Source organism: Pyxidicoccus xibeiensis (assembly GCF_024198175.1).
In the GTDB taxonomy this organism is placed as follows: Bacteria; Myxococcota; Myxococcia; order Myxococcales; family Myxococcaceae; genus Myxococcus; species Myxococcus xibeiensis.
The window spans coordinates 599,104-617,264 of the sequence record NZ_JAJVKV010000005.1 but is presented as its reverse complement, the minus strand read 5'-3'; the positions used below and the strand labels follow the sequence as shown (position 1 = coordinate 617,264).

The following is an 18,161-nucleotide window of genomic DNA, read 5'->3' as shown; positions in this document are numbered from 1 at the left end:
CCCCGCAGTCGAGGTCTCCCCATGCCCCGCCCCCTTCTCGTCCGCGCGCTCTTTGGCGCGCTCCTCGCCATTCTCACCGCATGCAGCGAAGGCGACCCCAAGCCCCCTCCCACCGAGCCGGTGCCCCCGGCCACCTGGCACAAGGACGTCGCGCCGCTGATGCAGCAGAAGTGCGGAGGCTGTCACACCGAGGGAGGCATCGGCCCCTTCGCGCTCCAGACGTACGCCGACGCGCAGACCCACCGCGCTGCCATCAAGGAGTCCATCCAGTCCGGCACCATGCCGCCCTGGCCACCGTCCGCCGACTGCAACACGTACCAGCATGACCGCTCGCTCACCGCGGACCAGGTGGCCCTCATCACCCGCTGGGTGGACGAGGGCGCCGCCGAGGGCAACCCCGCGGACGCCGTCGCCGCCCCGCCTCCCACGGGCGGGCTGGCCCGCGTGGACCTCCGGCTGGAGATGCAGGACCCCTACCTGGCCCGGCGCTCCCCGGACGACTACCGCTGCTTCCTCATCGACTGGCCCGAGACGCGCACGCGCTACGTCACCGGCTTCCGCGTCGACCCGGGCAACCGCGCCACCGTCCACCACGTCATCGCCTATCACGCGAAGCCGGACCTGGTGCCCCTGTACCAGCAGCTCGACGACCAGGAGCCGGGCCCCGGCTACACCTGCTTCGGCGGCCCCGGCGGTGACCTCACCCGCGCGTCATGGATTGGCGCCTGGGTTCCCGGCACGCAGGGCCTCACCTTCCCCGCGGGCTCCGGCATCCGCGTCGACCCGGGCTCCAAGGTCATCCTCCAGGTCCACTACAACGACCATGGCGCGCGCGCCGTCGCGGACAAGTCCTCCGTCGCCCTCATGCTGGAGGACTCCGTGCAGAAGGTCGCCATCCTCCAGCCCTGGGCGAATCCCGACTGGCTCAACTCCCCCGCCACCATGCGCATCCCCGCGGGCGCCGCGGACGCCACCCACACCTGGTCCCAGGAGCTGACGCCCTTCGTCTCCTCCATCACCAGCGGCACCTTCGTGAACAACGTCCCCCTCACCATCCACACCGCCGCCCTGCACATGCACACCCGGGGCACCCGCGCCCGCGCGGAAATCGTGCGCCAGTCCGGCACCCGCGAGTGCCTGCTGGACATCCCCCGGTGGGACTTCCACTGGCAGGGCGGCTACAGCCTCCAGAAGCCCGTGCAGCTGTGGAACGGGGACCGGCTGAACGTGGAGTGCCACTGGGACAACAGCGCCCCAGGCGCCACCGACCGGCAGTGGGGAGAAGGCACCGACGACGAGATGTGCCTCGGCGCCTTCTACCTCACGCAGTAGGCCCGGCCTTGGCCACGGCCCCGCTCACCACAGCGGGGCCATGTTCTCCACGTACTTGAAGCCCGTGCCGGTGTTGAACACCACCACGGACTCGTCGGGCGTCACCTGCCCTGCCGTCTGGAGCTTGCGCAGCGCCGCCACGCACGCGCCGCCCTCCGGCGCCACGAACAGGCCCTCCGCGGCGGAGGCGTCCTTCACGCCCTGGATGATCTCCGCCTCGGTGACGGCCACCGCCGTGCCCCGGCTCTCCTTCACCGCTCGCAGGATGAGGAAGTCACCCAGCGCCTTGGGCACCCGCAGGCCGTGCGCGTGCGTCGTCGCGCCCTGCCACATCGGCGCGTCCGGCCTGCCCTCCTCGTGCGCCTTCACGATGGGCGCGCACCCCTCCGCCTGCACCGCCACCATGCGCGGCCGCTTCGAGCCGATGAGGCCCATGGTCTCCATCTCCTCGAACGCCTTCCACATGCCGATGAGCCCGGTGCCGCCCCCCGTCGGGTAGAGGATGACGTCCGGCAGCGTCCACCCGAGCTGCTCCGCCAGCTCGTAGCCCATCGTCTTCTTGCCCTCCACGCGGTAGGGCTCCTTCAGCGTCGCGCACTCGTACCAGCCGTGCTCCTTCGCCAGCCCGGCGCAGATGCGGCCCGCGTCCGTAATCAGCCCGTCCACCGTCTCCACGTGCGCGCCGTACGCGCGCGTCTCCATGAGGAACAGGCTGGCGATGTCCTTGGGCACGAAGACGTGCGCCTCCAGCCCGCCGCGCGCCGCGTAGGCCGCCAGCGCGCTGCCCGCATTGCCCGCCGACGGCAGGCACACCGCCTTCGCGCCCAGCGCCTTCGCCATGGACACCGCCGCGGACAGCCCGCGCGCCTTGAACGAGCCCGTCGGGTTGCCGCCCTCGTCCTTCACCCACACCCGCTTCATGCCCAGCCGCGCACCCAGCCGCGGCGCCGGTAGCAACGGCGTGAAGCCCTCCCCCAGGCTCAGCCGGTGCGCCGGGTCCTCCACCGGCATCACCTCGTGGTAGCGCCACATGGAGCGCTCCCGCGTGGGCAGCGCCTCCGGCCGCAGCGTCCGCGCCGCGCGCTCCAGGTCGTACCTCGCGAACAGCGGCGCACCACAGGTGCCGCACAGGTTCAGGACTCTGCCCGGCGCATAAGTCACATCGCACTTCGTGCAGTCCAAACGAATCAAGGCCATGGGGCTGAATCTACGCCTCGCGTCATCGAGGGAAACACAGAGTTGTCAGGAAGAAATCGCGCGGACCACGTTCAAACCAACGCTGTACCAGAGAATCCAGAATCTCACCCCTAACAGGTCAGGAGGTCCCGTGAGACGTATCACATGGCTCTTTGTCCTGCTGTCCGCGGCTGTCGCCGGTGGCGTCATCCGCGAGAACAGCAGTCACCCAGGAGCGACTTTCAACGTGCTCCCGAAGGAACCGGGTGTCTACCCCGTCGATACGCTTGGAAACCCCATCGACGCGCTGACCATCGGCCAGTCCCTGCACGTGGGCGTGGTGGGGCTGAAGCCGAACACCGTCTATGAGTTCCGCATGGGCGTGGACGTATCGGAGATGCCGGACCTGCGCACCGCGGTGTCCTTCGGCCGCGCGAGGACGAACGCTCGCGGCACCATCGAACCGCACATCCTCTGGTACCAGTCCGGCGTCGTGGGCTGCAACGACCGGCCGAAGTTCCGCGAGGCGCCGTTCCGCTTCCGTGACTTCGACCAGGCCAACGAGTTCCTCGAAGGACGCACGCTCACCGTCACCGTCCACCCGGTGGCGGAGGACCCGAAGGGCACCATCCCGCCGATGAAGCTGCCGGTGGGCGCGGCCGAGGGCGGCTTCCGCCTCCCCATGAAGCGCGTCCCGGACGCGCCGCTGGTCTTCGCGTCCAACAGCGCCGGCTGCCTGCTCAACGCGGGCGAGACGGGCACCGACGAGATGTACGTCTCCGGCCGTGGCTTCCTGCCCGGTGAGGCCCTGGAGGTGGCGGTGGTGTCCAACCAGCGTGCCTGGCGCGAGGGCGACACCCTCACCGACGTCACCGGCGAGAACTTCGCCCAGGCCACCGAGCGCGTCTTCGTCGACAGCAGCGGCCGCTTCACGGTGGCCACCTGGAAGTCGACGCTCCAGCGCCGCGGCGTCTACGACATCGTCGTGCGCCGGCTCCAGTACGAGCCGCCGCAGGGCCGGCTGGGCCGCATGGACGTGGTGTCCTACGGCATCGACACCGGCTACGTGCTGTACCTCATCTACCCCATCGGCGGTCCCACCATGGACATCGCCGGCCGCCCCGTCGGCGGCTTCCCGTACTTCGAGTTCGCCGACGCGTTCGCCGACACCGCCGACCCCGTCTGGGGCGCGGTAGACCCGACCTACGTCCCCGCGGGCCACCCCGGCGGCACGTGGGCCGCGTACTACGTCGTCAACCACCGCACCCCGCTGCAGTGGGCCGCCAACACCACCCTGGTGGACGTGTCCGGCGGAATCGAAATCCATCCGGTGAAGGCCGGCTGCATCAACGGCACGGACACCATCATCTGGAACTCGCCGCTCAACGTGGGCAAGTACGACGTGGTGGTGGACTTCGGCTCCACGGTGGCCAACACCCCATCGGACTACTCCACGGACGGCAACTACAGCAGCACGCTCGACTTCCTGGACGGCTCGGATCAGATCGGCTTCGAGGTGGGCAAGGACCCGTACACCATGGGCACCTTCCCCATCGGCCAGGACAGCTACAGCGCCGACAACTACTTCCCGACGATGGGCGCCGCGGCCAACGTGGACCTGCGCGCGGTGGTCCGCTACCCGGCGACGGTGGCGGGCGTCGGCACGCCGGTGGCGGCGGGCACGCACCCCATCTTCATCATGCAGCATGGCAACCACCGCATCTGCTACAACGCCGGGCAGAACCACGCCACGTGCACCAGCCGCGTGCCCAACCACCAGGGCTACATGCGGCTGCTCGACAACCTGGCGAGCCACGGCATCATCGCGGTCTCCATCGACGCGTACGACTTGTCGGGCCCGGTGCCGCAGTGGATTCCCGAGCGCGGCACGCTCATCCTCAAGCACCTGGAGCTGTGGTCGCACCTGAACAACGCGGCCACCTTCCCCTCGTACCCGAACTACTTCGCGGGCCGCTTCGCCGGGAAGGTGGACATGACGAAGATCCACGTGTCCGGGCACTCGCGCGGCGGTGAGGCGTCCGTCTCGGCGTACATGCTCAACACGACGTTCAACATCGGCTCGGTGTCGTCCATCGCCCCGGTGGACGGGCAGAGCTACGTGCTGCCGGCCGCAGTGCCCTACTTCGTCATCCTGCCCTCGGCGGACGGCGACGTGTCCAACCTGGCCGGCGCGCGCATCTACGACCGGGCCCTGGGCACGAAGTCGAGCATCGACGTCTACGGTGCCAGCCACAACTACTTCAACACCGTGTGGGCCACGGACGGGGACGACTCACCGTCCACCCGCCAGGACTTCATCACCGCCGCCAACCAGCAGCGCATCGGCGAGGCATGGCTGGCGGCCTTCGCCCGGCTGCACCTGAAGGGCGAGGCGGTGTACGGCGACATGTTCCGCGGCCGCCTGGTGTTCCCGTCGTTCGCCGGGTTCAAGATCTACCCGACGCACCACGAGAACTCGCACATCCGGCTGTCGAGCGGCAGCGCGGCGGACTTCGTCGGCGGGGGTGCCATCACCCTGGCCAACGCGACGAACCCGGCGCCCCACCAGACGGCGGCCATGCGCGTCGGCTGGACGGCGGGCACGGCCACGGCGACGCACACGGTGCCGCTGGCCAAGCGCGACACCACGGGCCACGAGGTGGTCGCCTTCCGCGTGGCGCAGACCACGTCGGCGTCCAACCCGGCCACCGGCACGCAGGACTTCCGCATCGAGCTGGTGGGCGGGGGCATCACCCGCGGCACCACCGTGGCGAAGTTCGACACCATCCCCAAGCCGTATCCGCACCCCTACGGCTTCTTCCACACGGTGATGACGTCCGTGCGCGTGCCGCTGCATACCTTCATCATGAACAACTCGGGCCTGCCGCTGAACAACGTGGACACCGTGCGGTTCCTCTTCACCAGCCCTACCTCTGGAGACATCTATGTCGACGACGTCGAGTTCTCGCGCTAGCCGGCTGCTGGCCCTGGCCTTCACCTGCGTCGCGCTGACCGGCTGCACGGAGGAGGCAGGCGCCATGGCCGACAAGTCCCAAGGCAACCCGCCCGCCACGGCCACGCCGGCCGGGCTGACGGCCCCCACGCCCGCGGCCCCGAGCGTGGCGCCACCGAAGCCGGTGGAGCTGCGCTCGGTGGAGGTGCGCCGCGTGCGCAGCGACACCGAGCTGTCGCGGCTGGCGGGCGAGCGCCTGCTCGCGGGCAACGCCGAGCCGGTCGCCATCGAGGTCCGGACGGCCGAGCCCCTGGGCAACCTGGAGCGCACGGCCTCGCCGGAGATCTACGTCAACGGCGAGCGGCTGGGTGACACCTGGGCCCTGGGGCAGGACCGGCTGGTCGTCATCGTCCCCGAGGGCGACCTCGAGAAGCTGCGGGACATGAACGAAATCACCGTGGCGTGGCTGGGCGCCGAGCAGCTGACGCGCACCCAGAAGCCGCTGCGGCTGGACAAGTCGCTGCTGCCGTAGTGCCCTGCTCGCGGGCCCCGGTGGAGCAGGCGCCGGGGCCCGTGGGCCGTCTCAGCTGGCCGTGGGCGGGATGAGGGGCAGCTCCACCACGAAGGTGGAGCCCCGCGCCGGCTCGCTCTGCGCGTGGATGGTGCCGCCCAGGGCCTGGACTATCTGCCGGGTGATGTAGAGCCCCAGCCCCAGCCCGCCGTAGTGCTTGTCGCTCACCGCGCGCTCGAACTTCTCGAAGATGCGGGGCAGCGACTCCGGGGCGATGCCGATGCCCTCGTCGCGCACCACCAGCCGCGCCCGCTCCCCGTCGCGCGACAGCCGCACGTGGACGGGCTTGCCCCCGCCATACTTGAGGGCGTTGGACAGGAGGTTCGTCAGCACCTGCTCCAGCCGCTGCCGGTCCCAGATGCCCTCGACGGCGTCGGGGGTCTCCACGTCGAGCCGGCCTCCCTGGCGGAGGACCTCGGGCTCGAAGCGAGCGGCCGTGTCACGCACCAGGACGGCCAGGTCCATGAACTCCAGGGTGAGCGAGAAGCGGCCGGAGGTGATGCGCGAGATGTCCAGCAGCTCGTCCATCAGCGACGACAGGCGCTGGACCTGCTGCCGCATCATCTCCACGTCGCTCGCCAGGCGCGGGAAGCGCTCCTGGGGGAAGGCGCCCACCATGCGGGCCAGCATCTGGAGCTTGAGGGACAGCGGGGTGAGGGGCGTCTTCAGCTCGTGGCTGGCCACCTGGAGGAACTCCTCGCGCACGCGCACGGCGCGCTGGGCCTCGCGGTAGAGCCGCCCGTTGTCCACGGCCAGGGCGGCGCGGCGGGCCAGGTCCTCGGCCGTCTCCAGGTCGGCCTGGGTGAAGCGCCGGCCGGGGCCAATGGCCAGGAAGGTGATGACGCCCAGCGTCCGGCCGCGCGCCACCAGCGGCACGGCCATCACCGACTGGAAGCCGATGGCCTTCATGTGCGCCAGGTGCTCCGGACCGAAGGCCGCCTTCTCCTTGTACGCGTCGCCCGCGTCCTCGACGAGGATGGCCCGCCCTTCCCGCAGGGCCTGGCTGGGTGAGTGCCAGGGGTGCCCTTCCAGCAGGGGCGGGAAGCGCACCGTGTCCGTGACGAGGGTCTCCAGTCCGGAAATCGATGAGCAGGACACCTTCACCCGCTTGATGCCCCCGCCCTCCTGGAGCATGTCGAGCATGCACCAGTCCCCCAGGGTGGGCACGGCGAGCTGCGTGGCGCGCGCCAGCGTGGCCTCGTAGTCGAGCGACTCGGACAGGATGCGGCTCGCCTCGGACACGAAGGCCAGGCGCTCCTCGCCGCGCTTGAGGTCGTGGATGTCGATGACGGAGCCGATGTAGCCCAGGAACTCGCCGGAGGCCCCGAGCCGGGGGCTCGCGGAGTCGATGGCCCAGCGGTACTCGCCGTCGCGAGAGCGGATGCGGTACTCCACGCGGAACGGGGCCTGGCTGCCATGCGACGAGAGGAAGGCGTCGCCGGCCCGCCCGCGGTCATCGGGGTGGACGGCGTCCAGCCATCCCAGGCCCCTGCCCTCTGCCTCCGTCTGCCCCGTGAAGTCGTGCCACTGGCGGTTGAGCCAGATGCAGGCCCCCGACACGTCGGTCATCCACAGCATGACGGGGGCGTTGTCCGCCATGTTGCGGAAGCGCGCCTCGCTCTCGCGCAGGGCCTGCTCCACCGCCGTGCGCTCCGTCACGTCGAGGCTGATGCCAGCCAGCCCCTGGAGCGTGCCATCCGGCGCGTACACCTTGCGCCCGCGGGCCACCAGCTGGCGCACCCCGCCTCCCGGTAGGAGGACACGGTACTCGGCCGAGTAGTCCGAGGAGGTGGTGAGGGCCCGCTCCACGGCCTCCGTCATCGCGGGGCGGTCGTCCGGGTGGACGAGCGCGCTCAGCGCTTCGAAGGAGGACAGGTTTGCGTCCGGTGCCAGGCCGAAGTTGGCCCTGGCGCCCTCGGACAGCTCCACCCTCCCGGTGGCCCGCTCATGCCGCCAGTAGCCCAGCCCGCCCGCCTCCAGGACGAAGCGCAGCCGGTCCTCCCGCTCCTTCAGCTCCCGCGCGACGCGCCGCCGCTCCGTCACGTCGCGGATGAAGATGAGCAGGCCGGTGGACGATGGACAGGCACGCCCCTCGAACCAGGCATTGGACTGCGGGACGAAGTCCTCGTGGATGACCTCGATGCCCTCGCGCATCGCGCGGCGGTAGGCGGCCCCGAAGGAGCTCGTCGCGAGCGAGGGGAACTCCGCCCAGAGGTCCCGGCCCAGCAGCTTCTCGCGGGAGCGGCCGAGGACGCGCTCCATCCAGGCGTTGACGAAGGAGAGGCGCCACTGGCGGTCCACCGCCACCACGCCGCTGCTCATGCCATCCAGCATCGCCGCGAACTCGGTGGCGGTGGCCCCCCGCACCGGGTCCGCGAAGTCCCGACCCGCGCCCTCCTGGCTGGCAGGCTCGGGCCGGGACGACAGCTCGGAACCGCTGAAAGACTCACTCGAAGCCACGCTGCTCCCGTCTCCGCTGGTGTCCCAGCGCATGCCCTCGCCTGGGGGCCACGGGCAAGGAGACACAATATGGAGCAGGGGCAGGCGCGGTTTCACCTCCAGGCGAAGCGCCTCCCGTGCATTCAGGTGGGCGGACGACACCCGCACTTCCGGGAAGGGCGGGCCGTGCCGCACCGTCCCTGAACGCACCCTCCACGGGGCTTGAACACAGCCCCGTCAGAGGCTCATTCGCGCAGCTCTATCCACACGGGAGCGTGGTCGGAGGGCTGCTTCCCCTTGCGCGCCTCGCGGTCCACGTCCGAGCCCTTCAGGCGGGCGGCCAGGGGCTCCGTCACGTAGAGGTGGTCGATGCGCAGGCCCCGGTTCTTCGGGAAGGCCAGCATGCGGTAGTCCCACCAGGAGAACTTCTGCACGTCCGGGTAGAGCGCGCGGAAGCCATCCTTCAGCCCGAAGGCGCGCAGGCGCTCGAGCGCGTCCCGCTCCCGCGGCGTGCAGAGCGTCTGGCCTTCCCACTCCTTCGGGTCGTAGACGTCCAGGTCGGTGGGCGCCACGTTCCAGTCACCACCGAGGACCAGCGGCTCGCCGGGCTTGTGGCGGGTGTCCAGGTAGCGGCGCAGGCGCTCGTACCACTGGAGCTTGTAGTGGTACTGCTCGGAGTCCACGGACTGCCCGTTGGGCGCATAGGCGCTCACCACGCGGATGCCGTGCACCGTGGCGGCGATGAGGCGCGCGTGCGAGTCGTCCACGCCGTCCGACAGGCCCCTCACCACGTCCTGGGGCTCCTCCTTCGCGAGGATGGCGACGCCGTTGTAGGTCTTCTGCCCATGGACGGCCGCGTGGTAGCCCACCTCGCGCACTGCGTCGGTGGGGAAGTCGGCGTCCGTGCACTTGAGCTCCTGCAGACAGACGATGTCCGGCTGCGTGGTCCTCAACCAGTCGAGCACCCGCTCCTGCCGGGCCCGCACCGAGTTCACGTTCCAGGTGACGATCTTCATCGCGCGGACCGTCGCATGACACCCGCGCCCCCGCCACGCTTTTCCCCTCGCCTGTGGCCAGGGGGACACACCCCCTCTGGCGCTCCCGGGGCGGGCCCCTGGCACGGCCGTCGCAATGCCTCCAGGTGGGAGTCCCGCACACGGCTCCCCGGCGCGCCCCTTTCCGGCGCACCGACGGAAGCCGAGGTCGCCGCCATGAGCACGAGGTCGAGGAAGGCCACTCCCACCGCCGGTTTCACCCTGCCCGCCGCGCTGAGGAAGTCGCTGCTGCCCGCCTGCCTCGCCGCGCTCGGCGTCGCCGCCTGGGACGACGTGCCCCTGCCCGCGGCGTGGCGCCCGTGGGTGGCCGTGGCCCAGCAACACGTGCGGCCGGAGACGGCGCCCGTCGAAGCCGGTACGCCAGCCGCCGCTCCGGCCCTGGCGGAAGCGCTGCCCCCAGAGCCCCACGAGCCGCGCGAGGTGACGGCCTCGGAAGCGCCGTCGGACGCGGTGCTCGCCGTGGCGCACACGCACGGCCGGCGCGTGGACCACCTGGCCCGGGCGCGCACCCTGCGCGAGCTGGGGGACCTGTCCGGTGCCCTCACCGAGTGCCGCCGCGCCCTCCATGACGACCCGACCGACACGGACGCCCTGACGCTGGCCGCGCGGCTCGCCCGCCTCACCGGGCAGACGGAGGTGGCGGTGCTGGCGTACGAGCGGCTGGGCCGACTGCACTCCGAGGAGACTGGCGCGCTGGTGCAGCAGGCGCGGCTGCTGGTGTCCCTGGGCCGCCATGCGGAGGCTGTGCGCGTGGGAGAGGAGGCGCTGCTGAGGAACCCGGAGGACGCGGAGGTGTACCAGGTGCTCGGCCGCGCGCACCTGAGCGCGGGGGAGCTGTCCGCTGCCATCCTCCGCTTCCAGCAGGCCGTCCACCTGGACCCGGAGCATGGCCATGCGCTCAACAACCTGGGCTTCGCGTACCTGCGCGCGGGCGAGGACCGGAAGGCCGTGGACGTGCTCACCCAGGCGGCCTCCCTGCTCCCCCACGTGGCCTACGTGCACAACAACCTCGGGGTGGCCTGCGAGCGGCTGGGCCGGCTGGAGGAGGCCCGCGCCGCCTACGCGGCCGCCACCCGCCTGTCCCCGCGCTACGTCCAGGCCCGCCTTAACGAGGACCGGGTGAATCGGCTGGCCCGGGCGGACGTCCCCCTGCCCGGGGCCCGGGCGGGTGGGCCCCCGGGCTCCGACTTCGGGGCGCCGGGGGAGCCGCTCGTGCCCTCCACGCCATAGAGAGTGTCGCCCCCGGAATCCCCCGGGGGGGCGGACTCCGGGCCGGTTCCCGTTCCCGTCCCCCCGGTCTAACGTGCAGCCCTCTTCGAAAGCGCCATGACCTCGGCTCCCGTGATGCCCCCTCCGTCCGATTCCTCCACGCCCACCCCGGGGGCGACTCCGCCTCCCGCGCGCCCCGGCTTCGGTGCCCGGCTGTGGCGCTGGACGAAGCGGCTGCTCATCACCGGCGCGGTGGGCCTGGTGCTCGCGCTCCTCGCCATCGTGGGCGGCTACTTCTATTACAGCCAGGACCTGCCGTCGGTGGAGGCGCTGCGCAACTACCAGCCGCCGCAGGTCACCAAGGTGACGTGCGCGGATGGCAGCCTCTGCGCCGAGTTCGCCGTGGAGCGGCGCACCCTGGTGCGGGTGGAGGACCTGCCGCCCCACGTGCGCAACGCCTTCCTCGCCGCCGAGGACGCGGACTTCTACAAGCACGAGGGGCTGGACCCGTTCGGCATGGCCCGCGCGGCCGTGAAGAACCTCATCCCGGGCAGCCGCAAGTCCGGCGCGTCCACGATTACGCAGCAGGTGGTCAAGAACCTGCTGCTCACGCCCGAGCGCAGCTTCACGCGCAAGGCCCGCGAGTGGATCCTCACCCCGCGTGTGGAGCAGGCGTTCACCAAGGACCAGATTCTCTCGCTCTACATCAACCAGTCCTACTACGGGCAGCGCCGCTACGGCCTGGAGGAGGCCGCGCTCTTCTACTTCGGCAAGCACGCGAAGGACCTGAGCGTGGGCGAGGCGGCGGTGCTCGCGGGCACCGTGCAGATTCCCCACCGCATCAACCCGGTGACGAACATGACGCGGGCGAAGTCGCGCCAGCGCTACGTGCTGGGGCAGATGGCGCGGCACGGCTTCGTGCCCAGCCACCTCACCGAGGCGGAGCTGGACAAGCCCATCGTCCTGGCGCCGCGCAAGGAGAAGCAGGTGGGGCTGTTCTACGCGGAGGAGATTCGCCGCACCCTCATCGAGCGCTACGGTGAGCAGGCGGTGATGCAGGGCGGCCTGCGCGTGGACATCGCCATGGTGCCGAAGCTGCAGGCCGCGGCGGAGCAGGCGGTGCGCGAGGGCCTGGAGGCGGTGGACCGGCGCCAGGGCTACCGCGGCCCCCGGGGCACGCTGGGAGACGCGCAGTGGACGCGCTTCCGCGGGCTCATCGCCACGCGCATCGAGGAGGCCGGGCGCCGGCAGAAGGACCAGGGCTACGTGGCGGACCTGGCGCCGCTGGCCCAGGCGGAGAAGGAAGAGGCGAAGCCCGAGCAGAAGCCGCGCGCGGCGGAGCTGGAGGAGGACGGCGCCGAGGAGCTGCGGCCGGAGCTGACGCCCGAGGGGGAGGCCCCCCCGTCCCAGGAAGAGGTGCTGGCGCGCTCCGTGCTGCTGAAGCCGCTGGAGGAGGGGCTGCGCCTCACCGGCTACGTCACCGAGGTGGACGAGAAGCGCAACGTGGCGCGCGTGGACCTGGTGGGCCGCGTCGCCGAGGTGCCCTTCTCCACCGCGGCGTGGGCGCGCCAGCAGAAGAAGGGGACGCCGAAGAAGATTTCGGACGTCTTCGAGAAGGGGCAGCTCGTCTACGTGCGCGTGCTGAAGGCGCCGCCCGCGCCGGCCTTCGTGGAGGCCGCGCTGGACCAGGTGCCGGTGGTACAGGGCGGCCTGGTGGTCATCAACCCGGAGAACCGCAACGTGGTGGCGCTGGTGGGCGGCTATGACGCGGAGCGCTCGTCGTTCAACCGGGCCACGCAGGCCAAGCGGCAGCCGGGCTCGTCCTTCAAGCCCTTCCTCTACGCGGCGGCCATGGGCAGCGGGCGCTACACGCCGCTGTCCAAGGTGAACGACGCGCCCGAGGCCATCCGCGACACGTACACGGGCAAGACGTGGAAGCCGCAGAACTACGACCGCCAGTTCGAGGGGCCGATGACGCTGCGCGAGGCGCTCACCAAGTCGAAGAACACGGTGTCCGTGCGGCTCATCGAGTCGCTCACGCCGGCGAGCGTCATCGACTTCGCGCGCCGCGCCGGCATCCACTCGGCCATGCCGGAGAACCTGACGCTGGCGCTGGGCACCGGCGAGGTGACGATGCTGGAGGCCGTCAACGCGTACGCGACGCTCCAGGCCAACGGCCGCTACGCGGAGCCGCTGCTGCTGCTGCGCGTGCGCGACGTGCGCGGCAAGCTGCTGGAAGAGCACCAGCCCGCCTTCGAGGAGACGCTGCCCCCGCCGGTGGCCTACCTCACCACGTCGCTGATGCGCAGCGTGGTGGAGGAGGGCACGGCCAAGGCGGTGCGCGAGCTGAACCGGCCCGCCGCCGGCAAGACGGGCACCACGCAGAACTCCATGGACACGTGGTTCTCCGGCTACACGGCGGACTGGGTGGCCAGCGCGTGGGTGGGCTTCGACGACAACTCGCCGCTGGGGGGCAGCGAGACGGGTGGCCGCGCCGCGCTGCCCATCTGGCTCCAGTTCATGCGCGTGGCGCACGAGGGCCTGCCCTCGCGCGAGTTCGAGGTGCCGCCCGGCGTCGTCCAGGTGCGCATCGACCCGGTCAGCGGGCTGCTGGCCGGCGCCTCCGTGCCGGGGCGGCTGGAGCCGTTCCTCGAGGGCACCCAGCCCACCGCCGAGGCGCCTCCGCCGGGCCAGGTGACCGCCGAGGACTTCTTCCTCGACAACGGCACCAGGAAGGGTTTGTGAGCCGAGCCCTGCTCCTCGCCCCACTGCTGGCCGCGCTCGCGGCCGGCGCCGCGCCCCAGACGCCCGCCCCCACCCCCACACAGGACGCCTCCGCCGTCGACCGCCTCGCGAAGTCGCTGGCGGACGAGGTGCGCGCGGTGCCCGCCGAGGCCCCCGTGGCGCTGCACCTGTCGGGAGGCTCGGCCGAGCTGCGGCGCGCCGTGGCCACCGTGCTGGCGGCGCGGCTGTCCGCCGCGGGGCTGGCGCCAGTGGTGGTGGACGCGCCCACCGCCGAGGCCGCCGAGGCGGCCGCCCGCGCGCAGGGGGCCCGCACGCTGGTGCGCCTCACGCTGGACGTGGACGGCGGCGAGCTGCGCGCCCGTGGCGACGTGGTGGGCACCTGGGTCAACTTCTGGTCCGGCCGCACGCCCACGCGTCCGCCGAAGCCCGCCGCCGCGCTGGTGCGGGCCGTGGAGGCGGACGCGGCCGTGCTGGCGCTGGCGTCGGTGGGCGCCACGTCGACGCCCGCCACGCCGGGCACCACCGCCCGGGGCATGCGCCTGGTGGGCGCGGTGATGGCGCGGCTGGAGTTCCCGCTGGCGGCGCTGGCCGCCGGAGACCTGGATGGGGACGGCCGGGACGAGGTCGCCGCCCTCACGGAGCACGACGTGTCCGTGTTCGCCGCGGACGGCAAGCTGCTGGCACGCCGGGAGCTGGACGCACTGCCCTTCTCCGCCACCACCACCCGCGAGCCCTTCGGCGCGCTGGCCGTGCTGCCGGGGCCGCCGAGGCTGGCCGCGTGGAGCACCCGGCATGCGCATGGGGAGGTGCTGGCGCTGGAGAAGGCACGTGGCGCGCTGCGGCCCCTGGGGACGCTGGAGGCGGCGCCGCTGGGGCCAGCCGAGCGCGGGGCCTTCGTTCCCGGGCAGACGGCCTTCGCGCCGGAGGTGCGGCTGGCGGACGGGCGCTCGCAGGTGGTGCCCGCGCCCTTCACCACCGCGAGCCTCGTCCCGCCGCAGCTGCTCTTCGTGCACCCGGAGGGAGCCGCGTCCCTCTACCCGCGCGCGGGCGCCGCGCCCACGCGGCTGAGTGGACTGGGCGCGGGCAGCGCGCTGGGCGACCTGGACAACGACGGCGCGGCGGAGCTGCTCACCACGTCGCCCCAGCTCCAGCCTTCGCCGGACGTGCTGCGCGTGTTCGCGGCCACGAGGGAGGACCCCACCGCGCACGAGCCGCTGTGGCAGGGGGCACTGCCTCCGGGCCGCGCGCTGTACGTGGTGACGGCCGACCTGGACGGCGACAAGCGCCGCGAGGTGGTGGTGGGCCTGACGAAGCCGGATGGCACCGGTGAGCTGTTCCTCCTGCGCCAGGGGACGCCATGATGCTCCGCTCCGCCCTCGCGTGTGTCGTCCTCCTCTCCTCCATGTCCGCGCTGGCGGCCGGCCGGCCCCGTTATGGAGGGGAGCTGCGCGTGGCCCACGCGGGCCCGCCCGAGGTGGGTGAGCCCGCGCTCGCCGACACGCCCCTGGAGGCCACCCTGCTGGGCCTGCTGTCGCGCCCGGTGTGCCGCGTCTCGCCCGAGGGGGCCGTGCGGCCCGAGCTGGCCCGGGAGCTGTCCCGCCCCACGTCGCAGGCGGTGCGAATCGTCCTGCCCAGCCCGACGGCCGCGAGCGCGATGGCTCGCGCGTGGATGCGGCTGTCCAGCACCGAGGGTGCGTCGCCCTACCGCGCCCTGCTCTTCCCGCTGCGGGGCGAGGGCCGGCAGGTGGCCGCCAGCGGCGCCACGCTGGACCTGATGCTCGCCTTCCCCTGGCCGGACCTGGAGCGCGCGCTGTGCCACCCGGCGCTGGCGGCGCCCGTGTCTTCAGCGGCCTTCGGCCCCTTCAGCGCCGCGGGCCGTGGCGCGCTCGGGGCCCAGACGGCGTGGCCCCAGGGCCGTCCGTACCTGGATCGGCTGCTGCTCACCGCCACGGATGACCGGGGCCTGGCGCGGCTGTGGTCCTCGCGGCAGGTGCAGGTGGAGCTGGACGTCGGGACGGAGACGGACGCCGTGGCGGGCGCGGCCTTCTACGCCACGTACCTGGCCTTCTCGCCCCGGCGGCTGCCCGCGGACTTCCGGCAGGCGGTGGAGAGCGCCATCGACCGGGAGGACCTCACCCGCCTCTTCGTCCGTGCGCCAGCGGTGCCCATGCCGCACCTGCTGCCGCCCTCGCTGCTGCAGCAGGGGCCCCGGCCCCGGCCCACGGCGCCCGCCGGGCCGCCGCGCTCGGTGACGCTCCTTTATGACGCCGCCCTGGATGACCAGCGCGCGGTGGCCGAGCGCATCCAGGTGAAGCTGCACGAGCGGGGCTACACCGTGGCGCTGGAGCCGATGTCCCGCGCGGCGCTGCGCGCCCGGTGGGCCTCGGGAGACTTCGAGCTGATGCTGCACGCACTGCTGCTGCCCGGCGTTCCCGGCCCCGCGCTGGGCGTGGTGCTGGACGCGGCCGGGCGGAGGGATTTGCTCGGCGTGGAGCTGCCCGCCATCGGCGCGATTGCGGACGCGGGGGCCCGGGATGCCCGCGCGCGGGAGCGGGCGCTGGCGCTGGCGCCGACGCTGCCGCTGGTGCCGCTGTACGCGCAGGCGATGGGTCTGCGCCTGGCCCCGGAAGTGGGCGGCCTCAAGCTGGACGCGCAGGGCCTGCCCGCGCTGGATGGCCTCTTCCTGCTGCCGCCCGAGGGCGCGGTGCCTGGAGGACGTCCGTGAGGAGGCCCCCATGCGCCTGAGGACGCGGCTGGCGCTCGCCTTCGCCCTGCTGGCCCTGGTGCCACTCGCGGTGGTGGTGCCCACCACCCTCACCCGGCTGCGCGACACGCTGTCGCGCGAGCTGGACGCGCGCATGGAGGCGGCCACCACCTCCGCGCAGGAGTCACTGGAGCGCTCCGCCGCCACCGCCCGCCGCGCGGTGGAGGAGCTGGTGGACAGCCCCGCCATGGAGGACCTGGCACGTGAGGCCCGCGAGCGCCCCACCCGCGCCATCCAGGCCGGCACCGCCGAGGCGCTGATGCGCAGCCGCGGCCTGTCCGTGCTCGCCCTCTTCGACCGGAATGGCACGGTGCTGTCCTCCGGCCACCTGCCGGCACGGCGCGGAGACCCGGACCCCGTCCTCTTCGCGGTGACGCGCGAGAAATCTCCGAAGCCCGTGCCGGTGCGCGTGGATGTGCGCACCCCCTCCGGCCTCCGTCAGCTGCCCGCGCTCGTCACCGCGCGTCCGGTGGACTACGGGGACCTGCGCCTGTGGGCGGTGGGCGGCGTGCTGCTGGACGAGGGCCTGGCGCAGCACCTGTCGCGGCTGACGCAGGCCCAGGTGTCCGTGGTGTCCGGAGACTCCGAGCTCGCCCGGGCCGGCGCCGCCGAGCCGCCAACGGTGGAGCGCGCACTGCCGCTGGGAGAAGCCGTCACGGTGAAGCTCGTGTTCAGCCGCGCCGCCGCGCGCGAGGCCGAGCAGGGCGTGATGCGCGCCTTCCTTCTGCTGGCCGGCCTGGGCGGCACCTTCGCGGTGCTGCTCGGCCTGCTGGTCTCTCGGTGGATGACGCGGCCGGTGGAGGCGCTCACCGAGGGCGCCCGGCGCGTGGCGGAGGGCGCGCTGGACGCGCAGGTGGCGGTGGAAGCCAGCGGAGAGGTGGGCGAGCTGGTGCGGACGTTCAACCGCATGACGGGAGAGCTGCGAGCCACCACGGAGCGACTGGTGGCCAGCGAGCGCATCGCCGCGTGGCAGGAGGTGGCGCGGCGGCTGGCGCATGAAATCAAGAACCCGCTCACGCCCATCCGCATGTCGCTGGAGACGCTGCTGGCCGCGCAGGACGCGCGCCACCCGCGCTTCCCGGACATGTTCAAGGAGAGCGCGGGCGTGGTGCTGGAAGAGGTGGACCGGCTGCGGCGCATCGTCGACGAGTTCAGCCGCTTCGCGCGGATGCCCAAGCCGCAGCTCGCGCCGGTGGACCTGGGCGAGCTCGCGCAGAGCGTGCTGGCGCTGTACGCCACGCCGCCGGAGGGCATCCAGATTCTCCCCGCCCTCCAGACGGGGGTGGTGGCGAAGGTGGACAGGGACCAGCTCACGCAGGTGCTGGTCAACCTGGTGAAGAACGCCGAGGAGGCGATGAAGGACAAGGGCGGCGCGCTGCGCGTGCGGGTGAAGGGCACCGACGCGGACGCCATCATCGAGGTGGAGGACAGCGGCCCGGGCATTCCCCCCGAGCACCGCGCCCGCATCTTCGAGCCCTACTTCACCACCAAGGACGGCGGCACCGGGCTGGGGCTGGCCATTGCCGCGCGCATCCTCCAGGAGCACGGCGGCAAGCTGGACGTGGGCGGCGAGCCCGGCCAGGGCGCCCGCTTCAGCGTGGTGCTGCCCCGCGCCGAGGGCCTGGCCCACTTCCGCCAGTCCAACCCCTGAGGTATGTCACTCCTGCCTGGAGGCGGGAGGTCCCATGGACGAAGCAGTGGCGTGTCAGGTGGGAGTCGGCTTGCGAGGCGCACGGCTGCGGGCCGGGCTCACCCTGGCGCAGGTGGCGGACGCGGCCGGACTTGCGCCGGAGGCGTACGTGCGCATCGAGCGGGGCAAGCTGCTGCCCAGCATGCCCACCCTCGTCGCGCTGTGCCGCGCCCTGAGCCTCAGCGCCGGGTGGCTGCGCAACCCGTCCTGAAGACAGACCGGGCCGC

Annotated in this window: 12 protein-coding genes; 9 read left to right on the top strand and 3 right to left on the bottom strand. The window is 72.4% G+C overall.

Going from position 1 to position 18,161, the window contains the following annotated elements:
• The first annotated feature begins 21 nt into the window (after window positions 1-21).
• On the top strand, window positions 22-1,332 hold the full coding sequence (locus LXT23_RS25035; RefSeq protein ID WP_253982803.1) for a monooxygenase: 1,311 nt from the start codon (window positions 22-24) through the stop codon (window positions 1,330-1,332).
• Between the two features lie 24 nt (window positions 1,333-1,356).
• On the opposite strand, the gene LXT23_RS25030 is transcribed toward LXT23_RS25035, so the two are convergent.
• Window positions 1,357-2,529 (bottom strand): threonine synthase, encoded by a 1,173-nt coding sequence (locus tag LXT23_RS25030; protein ID WP_253982802.1) that lies wholly within the window; start codon window positions 2,527-2,529, stop codon window positions 1,357-1,359.
• A 130-nt stretch (window positions 2,530-2,659) separates the two neighbouring features.
• On the opposite strand from LXT23_RS25030, the gene LXT23_RS25025 reads away from it, so the two are divergent.
• Together LXT23_RS25025 and LXT23_RS25020 are read left to right on the top strand one after the other, a co-directional pair.
• A complete protein-coding gene (locus tag LXT23_RS25025; protein ID WP_253982801.1) occupies window positions 2,660-5,482 on the top strand; it encodes an alpha/beta hydrolase family protein in 2,823 nt (940 codons plus the stop codon).
• Window positions 5,454-5,993: a hypothetical protein gene (locus LXT23_RS25020; RefSeq protein WP_253982800.1), complete on the top strand. Its 540-nt coding sequence runs from the start codon at window positions 5,454-5,456 to the stop codon at window positions 5,991-5,993. The genes LXT23_RS25025 and LXT23_RS25020 overlap by 29 nt, the downstream gene beginning before the upstream one ends.
• 51 nt (window positions 5,994-6,044) lie before the next feature.
• On the opposite strand, the gene LXT23_RS25015 is transcribed toward LXT23_RS25020, so the two are convergent.
• Window positions 6,045-8,525 (bottom strand): sensor histidine kinase, encoded by a 2,481-nt coding sequence (locus LXT23_RS25015; RefSeq protein ID WP_253982799.1) that lies wholly within the window; start codon window positions 8,523-8,525, stop codon window positions 6,045-6,047.
• 191 nt (window positions 8,526-8,716) lie between these two features.
• Window positions 8,717-9,487, bottom strand: coding sequence for an exodeoxyribonuclease III (gene xth, locus LXT23_RS25010; RefSeq protein WP_253982798.1), 771 nt, complete (start codon window positions 9,485-9,487; stop codon window positions 8,717-8,719).
• 195 nt (window positions 9,488-9,682) lie between these two features.
• Here xth and LXT23_RS25005 point away from each other — a divergent pair, with 195 nt between their 5' ends.
• The 6 genes from LXT23_RS25005 (at window position 9,683) to LXT23_RS24980 (ending at window position 18,145) form a co-directional block, all read left to right on the top strand.
• Entirely contained in the window at window positions 9,683-10,756 is a 1,074-nt protein-coding gene (locus LXT23_RS25005) for a tetratricopeptide repeat protein (RefSeq protein ID WP_253982797.1), read from the top strand.
• A 96-nt stretch (window positions 10,757-10,852) separates the two neighbouring features.
• The gene (locus LXT23_RS25000) at window positions 10,853-13,480 is read left to right on the top strand and encodes a penicillin-binding protein 1A (RefSeq protein WP_253982796.1); all 2,628 of its coding nucleotides are present in this window, start codon (window positions 10,853-10,855) and stop codon (window positions 13,478-13,480) included.
• On the top strand, window positions 13,477-14,841 hold the full coding sequence (locus LXT23_RS24995) for a VCBS repeat-containing protein (protein ID WP_253982795.1): 1,365 nt from the start codon (window positions 13,477-13,479) through the stop codon (window positions 14,839-14,841). Before LXT23_RS25000 ends, LXT23_RS24995 begins: the two co-directional genes overlap by 4 nt.
• Entirely contained in the window at window positions 14,838-16,205 is a 1,368-nt protein-coding gene (locus tag LXT23_RS24990) for a periplasmic substrate-binding domain-containing protein (RefSeq protein WP_253982794.1), read from the top strand. The genes LXT23_RS24995 and LXT23_RS24990 overlap by 4 nt, the downstream gene beginning before the upstream one ends.
• A gap of 10 nt (window positions 16,206-16,215) precedes the next feature.
• Window positions 16,216-17,895 carry an ATP-binding protein gene (locus LXT23_RS24985; protein WP_253982793.1) on the top strand — a complete coding sequence of 560 codons (1,680 nt, stop codon included), beginning with the start codon at window positions 16,216-16,218 and terminating at the stop codon, window positions 17,893-17,895.
• A 34-nt stretch (window positions 17,896-17,929) separates the two neighbouring features.
• The gene (locus LXT23_RS24980) at window positions 17,930-18,145 is read left to right on the top strand and encodes a helix-turn-helix domain-containing protein (RefSeq protein WP_253982792.1); all 216 of its coding nucleotides are present in this window, start codon (window positions 17,930-17,932) and stop codon (window positions 18,143-18,145) included.
• The last annotated feature ends 16 nt before the right edge of the window (window positions 18,146-18,161 follow it).

Bases quoted from the DNA above. Each gene is read 5' to 3' on its own strand.
- LXT23_RS25000 (WP_253982796.1), top strand. From the start codon at position 10,853: ATGACCTCGGCTCCCGTGATGCCCCCTCCGTCCGATTCCTCCACGCCC.
- LXT23_RS25015 (WP_253982799.1), bottom strand. From the start codon at position 8,525: ATGCGCTGGGACACCAGCGGAGACGGGAGCAGCGTGGCTTCGAGTGAG.
- LXT23_RS25005 (WP_253982797.1), top strand. From the start codon at position 9,683: ATGAGCACGAGGTCGAGGAAGGCCACTCCCACCGCCGGTTTCACCCTG.
- LXT23_RS25030 (WP_253982802.1), bottom strand. From the start codon at position 2,529: ATGGCCTTGATTCGTTTGGACTGCACGAAGTGCGATGTGACTTATGCG.
- LXT23_RS24985 (WP_253982793.1), top strand. From the start codon at position 16,216: ATGCGCCTGAGGACGCGGCTGGCGCTCGCCTTCGCCCTGCTGGCCCTG.
- LXT23_RS24980 (WP_253982792.1), top strand. From the start codon at position 17,930: ATGGACGAAGCAGTGGCGTGTCAGGTGGGAGTCGGCTTGCGAGGCGCA.
- LXT23_RS25035 (WP_253982803.1), top strand. From the start codon at position 22: ATGCCCCGCCCCCTTCTCGTCCGCGCGCTCTTTGGCGCGCTCCTCGCC.
- xth (WP_253982798.1), bottom strand. From the start codon at position 9,487: ATGAAGATCGTCACCTGGAACGTGAACTCGGTGCGGGCCCGGCAGGAG.
- LXT23_RS24990 (WP_253982794.1), top strand. From the start codon at position 14,838: ATGATGCTCCGCTCCGCCCTCGCGTGTGTCGTCCTCCTCTCCTCCATG.
- LXT23_RS25020 (WP_253982800.1), top strand. From the start codon at position 5,454: ATGTCGACGACGTCGAGTTCTCGCGCTAGCCGGCTGCTGGCCCTGGCC.